This is a genomic window from Pseudarthrobacter xylosi, assembly GCF_055412765.1.
In genome coordinates this window covers 1-16388 of record NZ_JBVAYT010000014.1, presented here as the reverse complement: position 1 = coordinate 16388, position 16388 = coordinate 1, and the positions used below count along the sequence as shown (strand labels likewise).

General features: G+C 62.5%; 17 protein-coding genes. 9 read left to right on the top strand and 8 right to left on the bottom strand.

The window, feature by feature from the left end; translation table 11 throughout:
* Position 1: 1 nt before the first annotated feature.
* From ACZY1F_RS20370 to ACZY1F_RS20355, 4 genes are all read right to left on the bottom strand, one after another.
* Positions 2-922 carry an AEC family transporter gene (locus ACZY1F_RS20370; RefSeq protein WP_463944248.1) on the bottom strand — a complete coding sequence of 307 codons (921 nt, stop codon included), beginning with the start codon at positions 920-922 and terminating at the stop codon, positions 2-4.
* 211 nt (positions 923-1133) lie between these two features.
* On the bottom strand, positions 1134-2741 hold the full coding sequence (locus tag ACZY1F_RS20365) for an aldehyde dehydrogenase (NADP(+)) (RefSeq protein WP_463944247.1): 1608 nt from the start codon (positions 2739-2741) through the stop codon (positions 1134-1136).
* A gap of 28 nt (positions 2742-2769) precedes the next feature.
* The gene (gene kdgD, locus ACZY1F_RS20360) at positions 2770-3684 is read right to left on the bottom strand and encodes a 5-dehydro-4-deoxyglucarate dehydratase (RefSeq protein WP_463944246.1); all 915 of its coding nucleotides are present in this window, start codon (positions 3682-3684) and stop codon (positions 2770-2772) included.
* 152 nt (positions 3685-3836) lie between these two features.
* Positions 3837-4724: a LysR family transcriptional regulator gene (locus ACZY1F_RS20355; protein ID WP_463944245.1), complete on the bottom strand. Its 888-nt coding sequence runs from the start codon at positions 4722-4724 to the stop codon at positions 3837-3839.
* A 288-nt stretch (positions 4725-5012) separates the two neighbouring features.
* Here ACZY1F_RS20355 and ACZY1F_RS20350 point away from each other — a divergent pair, with 288 nt between their 5' ends.
* Together ACZY1F_RS20350 and ACZY1F_RS20345 are read left to right on the top strand one after the other, a co-directional pair.
* Positions 5013-5414, top strand: a complete 402-nt coding sequence (locus ACZY1F_RS20350) for a universal stress protein (protein ID WP_463944244.1) — start codon at positions 5013-5015, stop codon at positions 5412-5414.
* A gap of 88 nt (positions 5415-5502) precedes the next feature.
* Complete coding sequence (locus ACZY1F_RS20345) at positions 5503-5985, top strand: pyridoxamine 5'-phosphate oxidase family protein (protein ID WP_463944243.1); 483 nt, start codon at positions 5503-5505, stop codon at positions 5983-5985.
* Between the two features lie 80 nt (positions 5986-6065).
* Here the strand turns inward: ACZY1F_RS20345 and ACZY1F_RS20340 are convergent, their stop codons facing one another.
* The gene (locus tag ACZY1F_RS20340) at positions 6066-6668 is read right to left on the bottom strand and encodes a DUF6919 domain-containing protein (RefSeq protein ID WP_463944242.1); all 603 of its coding nucleotides are present in this window, start codon (positions 6666-6668) and stop codon (positions 6066-6068) included.
* 53 nt (positions 6669-6721) lie between these two features.
* Positions 6722-7381 (bottom strand): hypothetical protein, encoded by a 660-nt coding sequence (locus ACZY1F_RS20335; RefSeq protein WP_463944241.1) that lies wholly within the window; start codon positions 7379-7381, stop codon positions 6722-6724.
* Positions 7382-7484: 103 nt separating this feature from the next.
* Here ACZY1F_RS20335 and ACZY1F_RS20330 point away from each other — a divergent pair, with 103 nt between their 5' ends.
* Positions 7485-7865, top strand: coding sequence for a VOC family protein (locus ACZY1F_RS20330; protein ID WP_463944240.1), 381 nt, complete (start codon positions 7485-7487; stop codon positions 7863-7865).
* A 24-nt stretch (positions 7866-7889) separates the two neighbouring features.
* On the opposite strand, the gene ACZY1F_RS20325 is transcribed toward ACZY1F_RS20330, so the two are convergent.
* Positions 7890-8294 carry a DUF5997 family protein gene (locus ACZY1F_RS20325; RefSeq protein ID WP_463944239.1) on the bottom strand — a complete coding sequence of 135 codons (405 nt, stop codon included), beginning with the start codon at positions 8292-8294 and terminating at the stop codon, positions 7890-7892.
* Positions 8295-8428: 134 nt separating this feature from the next.
* On the opposite strand from ACZY1F_RS20325, the gene ACZY1F_RS20320 reads away from it, so the two are divergent.
* From ACZY1F_RS20320 to ACZY1F_RS20310, 3 genes are all read left to right on the top strand, one after another.
* Entirely contained in the window at positions 8429-9193 is a 765-nt protein-coding gene (locus ACZY1F_RS20320; RefSeq protein WP_463944238.1) for a LysR substrate-binding domain-containing protein, read from the top strand.
* A gap of 247 nt (positions 9194-9440) precedes the next feature.
* The gene (locus ACZY1F_RS20315) at positions 9441-10028 is read left to right on the top strand and encodes a sugar O-acetyltransferase (protein ID WP_463944237.1); all 588 of its coding nucleotides are present in this window, start codon (positions 9441-9443) and stop codon (positions 10026-10028) included.
* A 6-nt stretch (positions 10029-10034) separates the two neighbouring features.
* A complete protein-coding gene (locus tag ACZY1F_RS20310; protein ID WP_463944236.1) occupies positions 10035-10715 on the top strand; it encodes a TetR/AcrR family transcriptional regulator in 681 nt (226 codons plus the stop codon).
* A gap of 345 nt (positions 10716-11060) precedes the next feature.
* On the opposite strand, the gene ACZY1F_RS20305 is transcribed toward ACZY1F_RS20310, so the two are convergent.
* On the bottom strand, positions 11061-11666 hold the full coding sequence (locus ACZY1F_RS20305) for a TetR/AcrR family transcriptional regulator (protein WP_463944235.1): 606 nt from the start codon (positions 11664-11666) through the stop codon (positions 11061-11063).
* Positions 11667-12042: 376 nt separating this feature from the next.
* On the opposite strand from ACZY1F_RS20305, the gene ACZY1F_RS20300 reads away from it, so the two are divergent.
* The 3 genes from ACZY1F_RS20300 to ACZY1F_RS20290 are packed head-to-tail and all read left to right on the top strand — an operon-like array spanning position 12043 to position 16339.
* Entirely contained in the window at positions 12043-13623 is a 1581-nt protein-coding gene (locus ACZY1F_RS20300) for a GMC family oxidoreductase (RefSeq protein WP_463944234.1), read from the top strand.
* A gap of 30 nt (positions 13624-13653) precedes the next feature.
* Positions 13654-15447, top strand: a complete 1794-nt coding sequence (locus ACZY1F_RS20295) for a thiamine pyrophosphate-binding protein (RefSeq protein ID WP_463944233.1) — start codon at positions 13654-13656, stop codon at positions 15445-15447.
* Positions 15448-15463: 16 nt separating this feature from the next.
* Positions 15464-16339, top strand: a complete 876-nt coding sequence (locus ACZY1F_RS20290) for a sugar phosphate isomerase/epimerase family protein (protein WP_463944232.1) — start codon at positions 15464-15466, stop codon at positions 16337-16339.
* Positions 16340-16388: the final 49 nt, after the last annotated feature.

Here is a 16388-nt window from a genome sequence, read left to right as displayed (position 1 = left end):
CCTATCCCACCAGCCAGGCAACGACCACCAGTGCGCCCACACTCAGCACCGTGGTGCACAGGATGACGTCGCGGGCCACGGTCATGCCACGGCCGTAGGGCGACGCGAAGAGGAAGACGTTCTGGGCTGTGGGCAGCGCGGCCATGATCACGCTGGCGAGCAGATGCTGCCCCTCGAGCCCGAACACATAGCGCCCAAGAACCCACACAATCAGCGGCATACCGGCAATTTTGAGGAACGTGGCCACGAACGTTTCGGTGCGGCCATCGCCCTTTTGCAGCGGCGCCCGGCCCGCGAGGGACAGCCCGAAAGCCAGCAGGACCATGGGCACGGCCCCCGCGGCGAGCATGTCGATCGGTTTCTGCAGCAGGTCCGGAGCGTTCCAGCCCGTCAGCGCGACGACGACTCCCAGTGCTGAGGCGATGATCATGGGATTCGCGAACGGCGTGAGCAGCATTTTCTTCCACGAAACTTTGGACCCGGAGGCCAGCCCCATCACGGTCAGGTAAAACGGCGCCATCACCAGGAGTTGCACCAGCAATACGGGCGCCACATGCTGCGCCGTCCCCACGGCGTACAGCGAGACGGGGATGCCGATGTTGTTGGCATTGGCGTAGCTGCTGGCCATGGCCCCAACGGCGGTCTCCGCCACCGGACGCCGGAAGAACAGGAAGCTCGCAGAAGCATAAAGGAGCCCCACTATCGCCGCAGAGAGCAGCGCCAGCGGGGCATCGGTTCCGAGGGCGGCGCGGATGTCGCTGCCGGCAACCACCGTGAACAGCAGGGCGGGATTGGTGACGTAGTAGGCAGTGCGGGTCAGCGCACCTTGGACTTCCGGTCCCAGGATCCCCAGCCGGGCAGCAAGGTAGCCCACAAAAATGACGACGGAGACGATCAGGATTCCGGAGACAACGCCGCCCACTGTGCGCCCTTCTATTTAACTGTTGGGAATCCGCACGGCCGTCTCCTGTTGCGCGAGGAGGTCCGGCCGTGCGGAAGTGCTTGAAATAGTTCGATGAAGTAGCGGCGGTTAGCGAACCAGGCAGGGCCGCTTCGGATCGAAGGACCAGTCTGCATGCTGTCGTGGCCGGCCACCGGCACCACTTCCACGCGGGCGATGGTGGGCTGTGTGCTCATGCGCTGACCTCTGCATCTGCAGCAACAACGGTGCCGTCGATGCGGCGGTTGAGCTGCCAGGGGTTGGTGTCCTGCAGTGCTGTGGGCAGGAGCTCGTGGGGCAGGTTCTGGTAGGCGACGGGCCGCAGGAACCGGTTGATGGCGAGGGTTCCCACGGAGGTGGTGCGGGTATCGGAGGTGGCGGGGAAGGGTCCGCCGTGGACCATGGCGTGGCCTACTTCGACGCCGGTGGGCCAGCCGTTGACGATGATGCGGCCCACTTTCTGTTCGAGTGCGGGGATCAGGGGCGCCGCCGTCGGGTAGTCCGCTTCGGTGAGCTGCAGGGAAGCGGTGAGCTGGCCTTCGAGCCGGCCGATGGCTTCGAGGAGTTCCTCGGTGGAGGAGTAGCGGATCACCAGCGACGCGGCGCCGAAGATTTCCTGGTGGAGGACGTGGTTGGTGACGAAGTCCCTGACCTGGGTGCCGAAGATGGTGGGGGCGGGGGCGTTTTGGGTGGGGCCTGCGGTGCCCTGTCCGACGACGGTGACGCCGTCCGCGGAGCCCAGCGCCTCAGCGCCGGCGTTCCAGGATCCGGCGATGCCTTCCGTGAGCATCGTCTGCCCGGCGCAGGTGGCGATGGCGCGGCCGACGGCGGCAGCGAGTTTATCGCCCAGCTCACCTGCCGGGGCGAAGAGGAGCCCGGGGGAGGTGCAGAGCTGGCCTGAGCTTCCGGTCACTGCGGTGACGTAGGCGGCAGCGAGGGCGTCAATTTGTTCGGCGGAGCCCTTGAGGGCGCCGTCGAACACAAACACCGGGTTCAGGGAGGACATTTCGGCGTAGACGGGGATGGGTTCGGGGCGGGTGGCTGCGGTGCGCATCAGGGCGATGCCGGCGGCCTGGGAGCCGGTGAAGCCGACGGCTTTGATCGCGGGGTCGGCCACGAGGGATTGGCCGATGCTGGCGCCGGGGCCGTAGATCAGGGAGAACACGCCGGGGTGCAGACCGAAGTCCTTGACGGCTTTGACGATGGCCTGGCCCACGAGTTCACTGGTGCCGGGGTGCGCGTTATGGGCCTTGAAGACGACGGGGCAGCCGGCGGCGAGGGCGGACGCGGTGTCTCCACCGGCCGTCGAAAAGGCCAGTGGGAAGTTGCTGGCACCGAACACGGCCACGGGTCCGAGCGGGATCTGGCGCTGGCGGATGTCGGCGCGCGGCATGGGCGTGCGTTCCGGTAGGGCTGGGTCGATGCGGACGCCGCGGAAGTCGCCCTGCCGGACCACTGTGGCGAAGAGTCGCAGCTGGCCGGTGGTGCGGGCGCGTTCGCCGGTGAGGCGGGCGGCTGGGAGGCCTGTTTCCTGGCCGGCCCGGGTGATCAGTTCATCGCCGATGGCCTCGATGTTGTCGGCGATGGCGTCAAGGAAGCCGGCGTGCGTCTCGGGATCCAGGGTACTGAAGGAAGGGTAGGCGGCCGCGGCGGCGGAGGTCGCCGTCGTCAGCTGTTCCTCGGTGATCAGCGAATACGCGGGAGGGAGCTGTTCGTTGGTGGCGGGGTTGAAACCGAAGGCAGTTTTGCCGCCGCCGACGATCGGCTGTCCGGCGATCAGGGAATGTCCGGTGAGTGTCATAGTGCTGACTCCTTAGGAGAGGCGTTGATCAGGAGACGGTGGCGATGAGCGCCTTGAGGTCTGCGAGGTCCTTTTGTGCCAGGTTCTGCAGCGGCGGGCGGACACCGCCTGCGGAGCGGCCGATTGCATCCAGACCGCCCTTGACGATGGACACGGAGTAGCCCTTCACGCGGTCGCGGATGTCCAGGTAGGGGATCACGAACTCGTTGAGCTTCTTGTTGACGGCGACGCGGTCGTTATTGCGGACGTCCTGGTAGAAGTCCAGGGCGAACTGCGGAACGAAGTTGTACATGGCGCTGGAGTAGGTGCTCATGCCCAGCTGCAGCAGCGGGAGGGCAAACGTTTCGGCTGTGGGCAGGCCGCCCAGGTAGAACAGGCGGTCGCCGAGCTTGGCGTAGACACGGGCGTCGTGTTCGAGGTCGCCCACGCCGTCCTTGAAGCCGATGAGGTTTTCGTGGCGGTCCGCGAGGGTGGCCACCGTGGTGTCTTTGTAGATGGCGTTGGCGCGGTTGTAGATGATGACGCCCAGCGAGGTGGAGCGGCAGATGGCGCTGACGTGGTCAATGAGCCCGGCCTGGTCTGCTTCGGTCAGGTACGGCGGGAGGAGCAGGAGGCCGTCGGCGCCGGCGGCTTCGGCTGCCTGGGCGTTCTCGATTGCCTGGGCCGTGGAGCCGCCTGCAGAGGCGAGTACCGGGACGATGCTGCCGACTTCATCGACGGCGGCGCGGACCACGCGCTCGGATTCTGCAGGGGTAAGGGAGAAACCCTCGCCGGTGCCGCCTGCCGCGAACAGGCCGGCTACCGGAAAGCTTGCCTGCCAGGCGAGGTGCTTGCGGTAGTTTTCCTCATCGAACTGCAGCTGGGCATCGAATGACGTCACCGGGAACGACAGCAGGCCTTCCTTGAGGGTGTCTGCCAGTTCCTGCGGAGTGTATTTTGCCACGATGTTGTCCTCTGTCTGAATGCCGCCAGATGAATGCCGCGGGCGGCCGGATGCTGATTCCTGTCCAGAGTAGGCAGGCGGCGTGATGCCTGTCTAAGTGTTTTTGTGTATGCGTTGATACCAAAAGGGTATTGAACTTCCGACGGCGGCCACTACTCCGTCCGGAACTCCAGGTTCTGCAGGAGCCGCCGCAGGGCGGGGTTGGTCACCTTGCGGTTCCAGATGGCGTGCAGTTCAACCGGTTCGTCGCTGCTGCTGCCGGCCAGCGGCAGGAATTCGACGCCCTTGATCGCCAGGAGCGTGGCTGAATGCGGGACAAAGGCTACGCCTCGCTTGGCAGCGACCAGGGAGACCATGGTGAGGATCTGGCTCACGGTATGCAGGACGTTCCCGTGTTGGATGGAGTGCTTACGGATGACCAGGTCGTAGAAGTAGGCGGCTTTGGTGGGCGAATGCATGATGAGCGCTTCGTCCCGTATGTCTTCGTCCTCCACGGGGCGGGACAGCTCGGCCAAGCGGTGGCCCGTGGGCACGGCCAGCACCATGGACTCCCGGTACAGCAGATGCGAATCAAAGACGTCGCGGTCGAAGGGTGGCCGGGCCAGTCCCAGATCCAGCTCGCCCGTCAGCAGGCCCTGGATCTGTTCTCCGGTCACGAGCTCCTGCAGGTCGATGTCCACGTCGGGAAGTATGGAGGCGATCTCTTCCAGGAGGGGACCCAAAATGCTGAACCCGCTGGCGGCGGTGAAACCCACCCGCAGCACCCCGGAACGGCCGGTGGCGATCCGGCGGGCGGTCACCGGTGCGCGGTTGGCCAGAGCCATGAGCCGCTTGGCTTCGTCCAGGAACGCGCTCCCGGCTGGCGTGAGCTGCACTTTGCGGTTGTCGCGTTCCAGCAGTTCCGTGCCGATGCTCTTTTCCAGTTTCTGGATCTGGCGGCTGAGCGGCGGCTGGGTCATATTCAGCTTTTCGGCTGCCCGTCCGAAGTGGAGTTCCTCCGCCACGGCAATGAATCCGGCCAGTTGGTCAAACGTAAACATGATGCCTTCCGGGTATCACCTGATGCTTATTGGGGCTTAGACATGCATCATAAGGCCTCACTATGGTCGTTGGGCGAGCCAGAAGTGATTCGGTTCACACGCGAAGACCGGGCCTCGCCCCGGGATTCGGTTCACACGCGAAGACCCGGCCTCGCCCCGAATCTCAACGAGGAGTTCCAATGGGGTGTTCGTCCTGGTAGCCGTGCTGCCGGTTATTGGCGATGCCGCAGCCAAGCGCAAGGCCTCCATCCAGGCCGGCCCGTCAACCTCAGAAATCAAGGAGAAGGTATGAGCATCGTTGTCGGATTCGTCCCAACACCCGCAGGGGAAGCCGCTCTGACGGCAGGCATCGCGGAAGCCAAGCTGCGCAACGAGGACCTGGTGATCGTCAACTCCGCAAGGGAAGGCGCACTGGTGGACAAGTCAGTGGCGCCCGATGACGTCCTCGCACAGGCAGCCCAGCGGGCCACCGAAGCCGGTGTGAAGGCCACCGCTATCCAGCCGCCGTACCTGAATGATCTTGCTGACGAGTTCCTGGAATTCGCCCGGGAGGCCGATGCGTCGCTGATTGTCATCGGCCTGCGCCACCGCACGCAGGTGGGCAAATTCATCCTCGGCAGCCACGCGCAACGGATCCTGATGCAGGCGGACCGGCCGGTGCTGGCCGTCAAGGCGGCGGCTCACGCATAGGCCGGCGCGCTCACCGTCACTAGAAAAGAAGCATGCTTACCAATAGGCTGGACGCGGGAACTTCCCTTTCGATCAGAACGAGGTGAGCATGACGGACACTGAGAACATCAGCAAAGTTACGGGCATCATCAACGATTCCCACATCGGGATGATGACCACCATCAACGAAGAAGGCGCCCTGGTCAGCCGTCCCCTCGCCGTCCAGGACGTGGAGGAGGACGGTGACCTGTGGTTCTTCACGAGCGTTGGCACCTCGCAGGTAGCTCACGTACAGGCCAACCCGCGGGTGAATGTTTCCTTCGGCAAACGCACCGAGTGGGTATCGGTGGCCGGCACGGCCGAGGTGGTCACCGACCGCGCCAAGATCCACGAAATGTGGAACCAGACTGTTGAAGCCTGGTTCCCGGACGGGCCGGACACTCCTGAGGTGTGCCTGCTTCGCGTCGACTCGGACTCCGCGGAATACTGGACCAGCCCTGGCGGGACCGCGGCCACGGTCTTCCAGTGGGTGAAGTCCAAAGTGACGCACAGCCGGATGAGTGTGGGCGACAGCGGCACGGTAGAGCTTTAGGAATTGGAGCGGTAGAGGACGGGCCGGCCGCGTAAGCGGTCGGCCCGTCCTCTGGTTAAAGCGTCGGTTTCTTCCAGCAGCTATTGCCGGGCAGCAAGTGCGGCGAGGACGGCCGGCAGCAGCACATCGTTCCGGCCCCAGACCGGATCGAGGATTTCCACGTACCAGGAGTCGGCGAGCAGGAGCGCCAGCGTTTCGTTGGTTTCGTCCGCCCAGTCCCGGATCTGCTCTTCCTCCACCGGAGTCTCACTGGAGCCGAGGACGGTCACTACCTCGTCGCCGTCGAGCGTTACCGGAATGGCGGCGCTGCTGGCCTCGCCCGGGGCGTGCGCCACAGTCACCAGCTCAGTCCGGGTGGAAAGGGCCAGGAGTTCCACGGCCGCCTCTGCACTGCAGAAGCCGGTCACGTACTGCCGCTGGGCGGAGTTTTCGGTCCGCAGGCCGGGCTGGGATTCCTTGGTGAACAGCCCGCTCCTGTTCAGGGCGGACAGCTCCGCCGCGATGGGTTCTGTTTCGGCGTCGTAGCGGGCGGTGAAGGTGGCGGCCTGGTACTCGCTCTTGCCCTCCAGCCAGCGCGCCGTCAGTTCCCCGGCGGCTGCAAGGGTGATGGCCTGCCGCCAGGCGCCTTTGTCCTCCAGGCGCCTGCCGAACTGGTCACGGATTTCCGCTTCTGTGGGTTCCATCCTCGGATGCTACGGTGCCCGGCCGCCGGACTCCAGTGGGGGCGACACGGCAGTTAATGTCCGCCGGCGGTAATTCCGGCAGGGATCCCGGCAGCCCGTTCCGCTGCGGCGAGGGCAACACTAAAGCGGACGACGGCGGGAGCGTACCCTTCGTGCGGCACCGCCCGCAGCTGCTCTGCCTCCCTCATGGCCCGGATCAGGGCGGAGGTTTCGGGCATCCGGACGTCCGTCATGGCGGGATAGTCGATGCAGCTGGCAGGGTCCAGTTCGTAGCGGCTCCACCGGGTCAGGAGTGCGTCATGTTCAGCCTGCGCCGCGTGGTGAACGGGCCGGTCCTGCCGCTGCTGCCGGCGGCGTTCCTGCCAGGCGAGGATCTGTGGACTGCCCCGGTAGGCGGCCACGCCCGTCCCTGTCCCCAGAACGGCGAGAGCCGCGCCGGACAAGGGTGATGCGAGCGTGGGAATGAGGATTGCTGGAAGTGCTACAGCGGATCCCATAAAGACGTCCCAGAACACGGGGTCCGGGGCGTGGACGGCAGGGTCCGGTGTGGAATGCCGGCGGACAGCCAGGACGGTGGCAGTCACCGCGCACACCAGCACTGCACCCCAGAAACCCAGTTGCAACGCTCCAAACAGGACGGATTCTGCGAATGCCGGCACTGCGGCACCTCCCCGCGTCAGGCCCGGCCCAGGATTCCGGGTTGCTACTTCCATTGCAACCCCTCCGGACGCGGGGGTCAATGGGGGGACCTCTCGCACCGGCGGGGCGTCGGATTGGAGGTTCCCGCGCTGGCTGCTTGCCGGGTAGCTTGGGACCATGAGACTGAAAATGTGCAGCATCCATGTCCAGGATCCGGCCGCGGCCCACACGTTCTACACCGGGACCCTCGGGTTCGAGACCCTGATGGCGATGCCCGAGTACAACCTTTTCATCATCAAGGATCCCGGCGCCGATGCCGGGTCTGTGGGGCTGCTGCTGGAGCCCAGTGACAACCCGATCGGTGCGAACTACATGAACGCACTGCACGACGCCGGGATCGCGGCCATCACGTTCGGGGTTCCGGATGTGCAGGCCGAGTACCGCCGGTTGGTGGCTGCCGGCGTGACGTTCCAGGGCGAACCGTCAGAGGATCCGTCCGGGATCAGCGCAGTGTTCGACGACGGCTGCGGCAACTTCGTGCAGCTGCACCAGGACTGACTGCCAGCCTATGAAATGCGGAGGCTACTCGGCCTGGGCGCGGGCCTTCTTGGCGTCCTTCTTGGCTGCCTCGTCCTTGACCCGCTGGGCTTCGGTGCGGACGGCGGCGTGGGTGGAGCGCTCGGTGACCAGCCACGCCGGGGGAGCCTGCAGCAGCGCGGTGATTTCCGCCGTCGTCAGCGCTTCCTCAACACCGCCGCGGGCCAGGCCGCTGATGGAGACGTTCAGCTTCTGGGCCACCACCGGGCGGGGGTGCGGGCCGTTGCGGCGGAGCTCCGCGAGCCACTCCGGCGGGTTGGCCTGGAGTTCGGCGAAATCGGCGCGGCTGATGGTTGAATCCTGGAACTCCTGCGGTGTTGCCGGCAGGTAGATGCCAAGCTTCTTGGCAACGGTGGCCGGTTTCATGGACTGGGAGTTTGCAGAGGTCATGGTTCAAGGGTATCTGGCTGCCCGCCTGAAAGGCACCAAAACAGCACCAGTCCAGCACCATCTCAGTACCAGTCCCGCATCAACCCCGCACCCGTTCCGGCATCGCGGGGCCGCGCGGGCGGTACTGTGAAGACGTGCCCGCAGACAATGAATCCCCGCAGAACGCAAGTCCCGACCACTCGGCCCCGTCCGACGATGCCGCGCAGGAGGCGCCTCGCGTGCTCCGCTTCGCCTATGTGGCCGGCGTGACCCCGGGCAAGTGGATCCGCCGCTGGGAAGAGCGCGTGCTGGACATCCCGCTGGAGTCGTTTATGTCCGACGACGGCGCCCAGCTTTCCGTATTAGGCGACGGTTCTGCGGACCTCAGCTTTGTCCGGCTTCCGGTGGAGCGCGAGGGCCTGAACGTGATTCCCCTGTATGAGGAGCAGCCCGTGGTGGTGGCGCCCAAGGGGCACGAGATTTCAGTGTTTGAGGAAGTGGCACTGGCCGACCTGTCGGCAGAGACTTTCCTGGATGTCGCTGAAATGGGTGGCCCGGAAGCGGCCATGCAGGTGGTGGCGTCCGGCGCAGGCCTGGTGATCTTGCCCATGTCCGTGGCCCGGCATTTCAATGTCAAGGACACCGTGGCCCGCCGGCTGACAGGCGCGCCAAGCACGGAGATCGCACTGGCCTGGCCCAGTGATTCCACGGACGACATCATCGAGGAGTTCATCGGGATTGTCCGCGGCCGCACCGCGGCGAGTTCCCGGCAGCCCTCGGCCCAGCAGGAGAAGCCCAAGAAGGAACCGAAGCCGGACCGGCGCGGCCCAGCCGTCAAGAAGCCAAAGGTGGCCCAGCGCTACGCCCCGAATCCGGACAAGGGCCGAGGCAAGGGCTCACGCAAAAAGGGCAAGCGGTAGTTCTAACCGCCCGGGCCTTGGACGGCGACCGGGAATGGACCAAGGTATGGTCCAAAGTTAGATCGAATCGAGTCGTGGGGCACGATGCAGAATTCAAATGATGCAGATCTGGCAGTGGCAACAGCATGGTACTTAGAGTCCGCAATTCGGGTGCAAAGCGCCTCAGCGCTTGACGCACCCTTTGCATAGTGCCCGATCAGTAATATTTGGAGTATCAGTGGGCGCCTACATATGTACACTTGTACACATGGCCACGGACTACTTCGCGGGAGATGACCGAAGCAACCACGAACGGATGCTCGCGGGTGACTTATATGTCTCGGATGACCCCCTGATTCTTGAGCAGCAGCAGCGGGCTATCAGGTTAGCCGGGGAGTACCTCGCCGCATACCTTGAGGACATCGATGAAGCGCAGCCTATTATCCGGGAGCTCATCGGCAGTTTGGGTAGCGGGGCACACATCCGTCCGCCCCTGTTCGTAGACTATGGGAGCCAAATCTCAATCGGGGAGGGAACCTTCGTGAACTACGGCCTCGTCGCTCTGGATGTTGCGGCGATAACAGTGGGCAGGGACTGCCAGATTGGCCCAAACGTTCAGCTGCTGACACCCACTCATCCGGTGGAACCTGGTCCAAGGCGCGACAAATTGGAAGCGGCCCGGCCCATCGTCATTGGCGACAACGTGTGGCTGGGAGGTGGAGTAATCGTCCTACCCGGGGTTTCGATCGGAGAAAACAGCGTGGTTGGCGCCGGTTCTGTCGTCACTAGGGACGTGCCGCCTAATGTCGTCGCGATGGGCAACCCTGCGCGAGTTGCCAGGGTCATTGGGGAGTAGCGAAGAATGCCTGCACGACGCTTTGACCCTGACCGGAGGGATCGCATCATTGACGCGACCCTGAAGCTTATAGCGGCAGAAGGAGTGGCAGGAACATCCCATCGGAAAATAGCCGCGAAGGCTGACGTTCCCTTGGGATCTATGACCTACCATTTCGACGGCATGGACGACCTCTTACACGAAGCATTTACACGTTTTGCCACCAGGATCAGCGATCGCTTCGAGCGCAGAATGCGAGAAGCACGGAGCGTGAGCGAAGTGAGGGACGCTATCGTGGAAATGATTGTCCAAGACACGTATGAGGACACGGACTCACTCGTGTTGACTCTGGAGCTTTACACGTTGGCTGCACGTCAAGAGAAGTTCCGCCACCTGACCCATGATTGGATGCTGCGCAGCCGCGAGGCTTTTGAACGTCACTTCGATCCAACGGTATCGCGACAACTCGACGCACTTGTGGAAGGTCTATCCATTCATCGTGCTTTTGAGCCCGGCGGATATGACCGACCACTCGTGGCGGAAGCGGTAGAAAATCTGTTGGCCAAAAGCAGGGTAGTTAACGTTGCCGTTGAGAACTCGGCTGACGGTCAGCCGGCCGTCCCAAAAGGGGTTCACGGTGAACCGGTAAATGAATTGCAGTTCTCCGACGATCCTTCTGCCAGCAGCAGCGGTGGCTCGCTTTCCTAAATCTACGGATGCCCGGAAGGTAGACCGCAGGGCTGGGCCCTATTCGACATTGACGTGCGTTCCCGTGCCATTCGCTCAAGTTCCAGACTGACAGCATTAATTGCTTCAAGTCTGTTTGCCTTTGAGTCCCGGCGAGGCTTTGCCTTTTGTACCTTTCGAGGCGTAACGGGGCGGCCAGCAGGCATCACCGCCGCCGGCTCGGCAAACGGATCGATGAAAAGGAGTGTCGAAGGCGTGGCGGTTGTTAGTGGTTGGGTGCCGGAGCAGTGGCTCCATACTTGGCTACTCCTTTCAATGAGTACCGACAGCGGACACTGGGCGCGGGGTGTTGGTGCCCGGCGGGCCCTACGCCTCTGAATGCCTCGGAGCACTGGCTTTTCCTGAGCCTGCCGGGCCGGAGCCAGGTCGTGGGGGTATCAGCCGCTGAAGGGCTTCGACCGCTAATTGACCGGTTGTGAATGAAGGATCCAGAGCCATACGGGACGCGAGGCCATCCATGACAACTTCGATGAGAGCTGCTGTTAGAGGGTCGTAGTGCTTCTCAAGCGACCGGGCTTTTGTGGCCATCAACGATTGATAGAGCCTTCGCCACTCGGGCTTTCTCATTGCCAGGGCCTGAAGTTCGGCGGACAGGACAAGCTGGTGGGGGTGTCCAGCCAATCCTCCTGCCCCGATCATCTCTAAGATGACTGGGCCGGCAGGCTCGCCCTCGTGAACCTCGCTGAATCGATCCAGATAACTGGCGGCCGACCGTTCGATGAATCTTGAGAAGACAGCATCGAGCAGGTTATCAACGCCGGAAAAGTGGTACGTCAGCGATCCCAGTGGAATGTCTGCTTTGATCGCTATCTTTCGATACGTTGCCCCGGCTACTCCTTGCTCGGCGATAAGGCCTAAAGTGGCCTCGATTATTCGATCCCTCCGGGATGGATCAAAGCGGCGGGTACTCACGGGCCGCCTCCTTCCCTTACTGCCTAGGTGGGGATGGTCTCGCGAGAGATGCGTCAGCACTTGTCACCGAGCCCTTTCAGAGGCTAAGAGAGCTGATCGTAATGTACGGTCGTACACTCTTTACCTTCGATGCGTACGATCGTACACTAGAGGCAGAGGAAATGAGAAGGGTCACAAAGTATATGGCTGGCCCCCTCGCCCCAATCGCTCCGCAGTTCTAACGTTACCCAAAGTCCAGGCTTGAGTAAATCAATAATCTGTGTACTCTTACTTATAGGTGATGCGGCTCTCACTGAGCTACTCAGCCTCTTTCCGAAGCAAGTACGCAGTTGCTGGACCATTCACCCCGCCTGGCTGCAACCGAGAGGTATTAGAAATGACCGTTGAGACCCCAATCCGCCATCAGGGGCCGACCAAGACCACCTATGACGTTGTCATTATCGGCAGCGGCATGGGTGGGGGAACTCTCGCCTATGCCCTGAAGGACTCCGGCTGCAGCGTTCTGCTCGTGGAACGGGGAGGGTTTGTCCCTCAGGAGAAGCAGAACTGGAGTCCGGAAGCCGTTTTCGAAAAAGGCCGCTACAAGAATGCCGAAAATTGGTATTCGCAAGCGGGGGAACCCTTTAGCCCGGGTACGTACTACTACGTGGGCGGAAACACCAAGTTCTACGGCTCCTCGCTCGTCCGGTTCCGGCGTGAGGACTTCTTGGCAACTGAACACGAAGAGGGCACTTCACCTGCCTGGCCGTTTGGGTACGACGAGATGGCGCCCTACTACACCCTTGCTGAACAGGTGTACCGGGTCCATGGCGACCAGGAGGATGACCCGACGCTCCCCAGGGAAGAACCATTTCCCTACCCTGCAATTGGTCACGAGCCCGAGGTCCAGTGGGTCGCTGACGGCCTGCGCAAAGCAGGATTAACCCCCTCAAATATTCCCCTCGGCATAGACCTGCGTCAGGGCGGAACCTGTATCCGATGCCGCACGTGCGACGGTTTTCCTTGCAGGGTGCTCGCCAAAATGGACGCCGACGTCGCATGCGTGCGCCCCGCGGTAGCAGCAGGCACAGTCGAACTCATCACTGGCGCATATGTGGACCAGGTGTTCACAAACGAGACCGGACAGCGCGCGACCGGCGTGAAAATCGTTCAAAACGGCTCGGACTTCGTCATCGGCGCTGCCACGGTTGTGGTCGCATGCGGCGCAGTTAACTCCGCCGCATTGCTGCTGAGGTCAGCCAACGGGCAACACCCAGAGGGCCTGGCCAACTCATCCGGAATGGTGGGCCGCAACTACATGGTGCACAACAACAGCATCATGATCGCGATACACCCGAAACGAAACAAGGTCGAATTCCAGAAGACCCTGTACATCAACGATTACTACACCAAGGGCACAAAGGACTTTCCCTACCCCCTCGGACACGTACAGCTCATCGGCAAACTGCAAGGCGCCATGCTCGTCGGCCAGAAGCCCCTGATACCAAAATGGGCATTAAACGAGGCCGCAAAGCACAGCGTGGACTGGTGGCTCTTCACCGAAGACCTTCCCGATCCGAAGAACCAGGTAACTCTGCGATCCGACAAGGGAATCCAGATTCGGTGGGTACCGAACAACGTCCGGGCTCACAAGGTGTTGGTCCGCGAAATGAAACGGATCCTCCACAAGCTGGGTTACCCCCTGGTGTTCAGCGAAACGACAGGGATTGAGGTCAACTCGCACCAGGCCGGCACCATTTGCGCCGGCGAGGACCCCAACACGTCGGTACTTGACCCCAACTGCCGCTCCCACGATGTCAACAACCTCTTTGTGGTTGACTCCTCGTTCTTCCCGTCCCTCCCCGTGATGAATCCAGCATTGACTATCGCTGCGAACGCCTTCCGCGTCGCAGAACAGGTCGCCCTCAGCGCCAAAGATCCCTCCTATTCGCGGGCTTCCAAGCTCGGAAGCTCTTAGTCAGTAAGCCCTTACAGGAAGTAAAGAACAATGACAGATCAGCAACTGACCGGTGGACAGATGATTGTCGACTGCCTCATCCGAGAGGGCGTCGACCGCGTCTTCGCCGTTCCCGGCCACGGAAACACCGCCCTTCTGGACGCGTTCGTGGACCGAGCAGACGAAATCGAAGTCATTCCCGCCATGCACGAGCAGGGCGCGGCGCATATGGCCGACGGCTACTACCGGGCGTCCGGCAAAATCGCTGCCGTTTGTACCTCCATTGGGCCCGGCGCCACCAACACGCTTACCGGGCTGACCACAGCATTCGCTGATTCGCAGCCGTTCATTCTTATCACCGGCGCGGTGCACACGTACATGGAAAACCGCGGCGTACTTCAGGAGATCGACCGGCCGCACGGGAACAACTTCCCGCGCATGGCAGAACCCGTGGTCAAGCGCTGGTGGCAGCCGAGCCGCCTGGAGCAGATTCCCATGGTCATGGCCCAGGCATTCAACACCATGAACGAAGGCCGAAAGGGTCCGGTACTCGTCGATGTGCCTCAGGACCTCCAGGCTGAGTACGGGAACTACGAGCACATCCCCGGAGCCCGGCGCCCCCGCATGCGTCCCACCGGTGACGCAACGTCCATGGCTGAAGCTGCGGCCCTGCTTGCCACAGCAAAGCGCCCCGTGATTCTCGCGGGCGGCGGCGTTATCGCCGCCGAAGCCAGCGCAGAACTCCTGGCCATCGCAGAGCGGCTCGGAGCCCCCGTCACCCACTCCTTCATGGGCAAGGGCGCCTTCCCTGCAGATCACGACCTCTACGCTTGGCCGTGCGGAGACATGGGCTCAATCCCGGGCAACAGCATGACGACTAAAGCTGACGTCATCCTTGCCGTGGGCTGCCGCTTCAGTGACCGCATCACCTCCTCCTACAAAGAGGGCATAACCTTCAACATTCCGTCCAAGACCAAACTGGTCCAGATCGACATCGACGGCTTCGAAATCGGACGCAATTACCCGGTCGAAGTGGGCATCGTCGGCGACGCAAAGAGCTCGCTGGCCTTGCTGCGGGAATCCCTTGGCGAAGGCCCCGACTACCACGGCACCGAGTACTTCGAAGAGCTCCAGGAGTACAAGGAACGCTGGGAGAACCACCTGCGCCCGATGCGCGAAACGGACTACCTCCCCATGACCAACTCCCGGGCCATGGTCGAAATCCGCAAGGCGCTGCCCCGGGAAGGAATCCTGGTCACGGACTCCAGTAACCCCGCCAACCAGGCCTTCAACGAATTCCCGATTTATGGTCCGAAAACCAACATCGTCGCCGGAGGCATGTCCGGGATCGGCTTCGGTCTCCCCGCCGCCATCGGCGCCCAGATCGCCGTACCCGAAACACCCGTGCTTGCCCTGGTCGGCGACGGAAGCTTCCTCCAGACCGGTACCGAACTCTCCACGGCCGTAATGTTGGGAACCCCGCTCGTTGTGGTTGTCCTTAACAACGGTGGATGGGAAGCGATCAAGGACCTCCAGATCAGCCTGTTCGGGTCGGACCGCAAACTCATAACCAACTGGACCACCCCCGACGGCAAACCGTACTTCGCCAACATCACCGAGTTTGCCCGATCCTTGGGCTGCACCGCTGAACGTGTGGAGGACCCCTCAAGGCTCGTTGAAGCCATTGAGCGCGCCTTCGCCACCGAAGGGCCGGTCGTCATCGAAGCCATGAGCGCAACCGAGCTCCCGTGGACAGAAATGCACCCCACGGGCTGGTGGGACATCGCCGTACCCGCCTACCACGGGGACACCCGCGACGAGTACGTCGCCAAACGCGGATTCTAAGCAGGAGAAAAAAGTCATGGGCGAGGTTAAACTAGGGCTCAATCTCGAGTTCGCACGATACGAAAACGGCTCTTTTAACTGGGCCATGGACCGTGCGGCGGAAATCGGATACAAATACGTCGAGCCGATGGTCCACTGGGGCCGTGAACTGCTGAGCGAAGCAGGGTACTTTCACAGCCGATCGATGCTCGATGACCCCCTCATCCTCAAGGACGCCGCCGAAAGCCGAGGTCTGCGGATCTCGTCGCTATCCAGCCACGCGCCCCTAGCGAAACCGGACATTGCGGTTGACTACCTCAAGCAATCGATCCGCTACGCCGCGGAATGCGGAGCGCCCATGATCATGGTCGACGACGGGCCGGTCCCCACATGGACGACCGAGGAAGAAAACTACAGCCTGATGCGGTACACCCTGCAGGAGGCTGCCTTCGTCGCCGAACGCCGTGGGATTGCCATTGCGATAGAAACCCACGGTCCATATACGGCGACCCCGGCCGGCCTTGACCGGTTGTTGAAGCTGGTCGACTCGCCTGCGCTCACAGTGAATCTGGACACCGGCAACAGTTTCCTGAGTGAAAACGATCCGCACAAATGGCTTGAAGCTATCGTCGGCAATGTCACCCACCTGCATGCCAAAGACATCTCGGCGCAGGACGCCGCCAAGTACCGCGGCAAGGTTCGCGGAATGCTTGGGTGCGCCTGCGGTGAGGGAGTCATCGACTGGGAGCGGATCGTGAGGACGCTCGCCGCCGCCGACCACGACGTGGTTCTATCCGTGGAATGCGGGTCCTTGGACGCGGCCACGAAGAGTTATCACTACCTGAGCGAAGTAATTCAACGAGTCGGTGCGCCTTCTCTTCAACCCTCAGCTATTGCGAAGGAATCGTCATGAACAAGAACACCCCGCTCGTCTCGAGCATGTCCCGGCGTGGATTCATTTC

What these genes read in the sequence shown, in the direction of transcription:
- ACZY1F_RS20295 (WP_463944233.1), top strand. Translation starts at nt 13,654, where the DNA reads ATGACAGATCAGCAACTGACCGGTGGACAGATGATTGTCGACTGCCTC.
- ACZY1F_RS20300 (WP_463944234.1), top strand. Translation starts at nt 12,043, where the DNA reads ATGACCGTTGAGACCCCAATCCGCCATCAGGGGCCGACCAAGACCACC.
- ACZY1F_RS20290 (WP_463944232.1), top strand. Translation starts at nt 15,464, where the DNA reads ATGGGCGAGGTTAAACTAGGGCTCAATCTCGAGTTCGCACGATACGAA.
- ACZY1F_RS20340 (WP_463944242.1), bottom strand. Translation starts at nt 6,668, where the DNA reads ATGGAACCCACAGAAGCGGAAATCCGTGACCAGTTCGGCAGGCGCCTG.
- ACZY1F_RS20345 (WP_463944243.1), top strand. Translation starts at nt 5,503, where the DNA reads ATGACGGACACTGAGAACATCAGCAAAGTTACGGGCATCATCAACGAT.
- ACZY1F_RS20350 (WP_463944244.1), top strand. Translation starts at nt 5,013, where the DNA reads ATGAGCATCGTTGTCGGATTCGTCCCAACACCCGCAGGGGAAGCCGCT.
- ACZY1F_RS20330 (WP_463944240.1), top strand. Translation starts at nt 7,485, where the DNA reads ATGAGACTGAAAATGTGCAGCATCCATGTCCAGGATCCGGCCGCGGCC.
- ACZY1F_RS20315 (WP_463944237.1), top strand. Translation starts at nt 9,441, where the DNA reads ATGGCCACGGACTACTTCGCGGGAGATGACCGAAGCAACCACGAACGG.
- ACZY1F_RS20335 (WP_463944241.1), bottom strand. Translation starts at nt 7,381, where the DNA reads ATGGAAGTAGCAACCCGGAATCCTGGGCCGGGCCTGACGCGGGGAGGT.
- ACZY1F_RS20310 (WP_463944236.1), top strand. Translation starts at nt 10,035, where the DNA reads ATGCCTGCACGACGCTTTGACCCTGACCGGAGGGATCGCATCATTGAC.
- ACZY1F_RS20365 (WP_463944247.1), bottom strand. Translation starts at nt 2,741, where the DNA reads ATGACACTCACCGGACATTCCCTGATCGCCGGACAGCCGATCGTCGGC.
- ACZY1F_RS20325 (WP_463944239.1), bottom strand. Translation starts at nt 8,294, where the DNA reads ATGACCTCTGCAAACTCCCAGTCCATGAAACCGGCCACCGTTGCCAAG.
- ACZY1F_RS20355 (WP_463944245.1), bottom strand. Translation starts at nt 4,724, where the DNA reads ATGTTTACGTTTGACCAACTGGCCGGATTCATTGCCGTGGCGGAGGAA.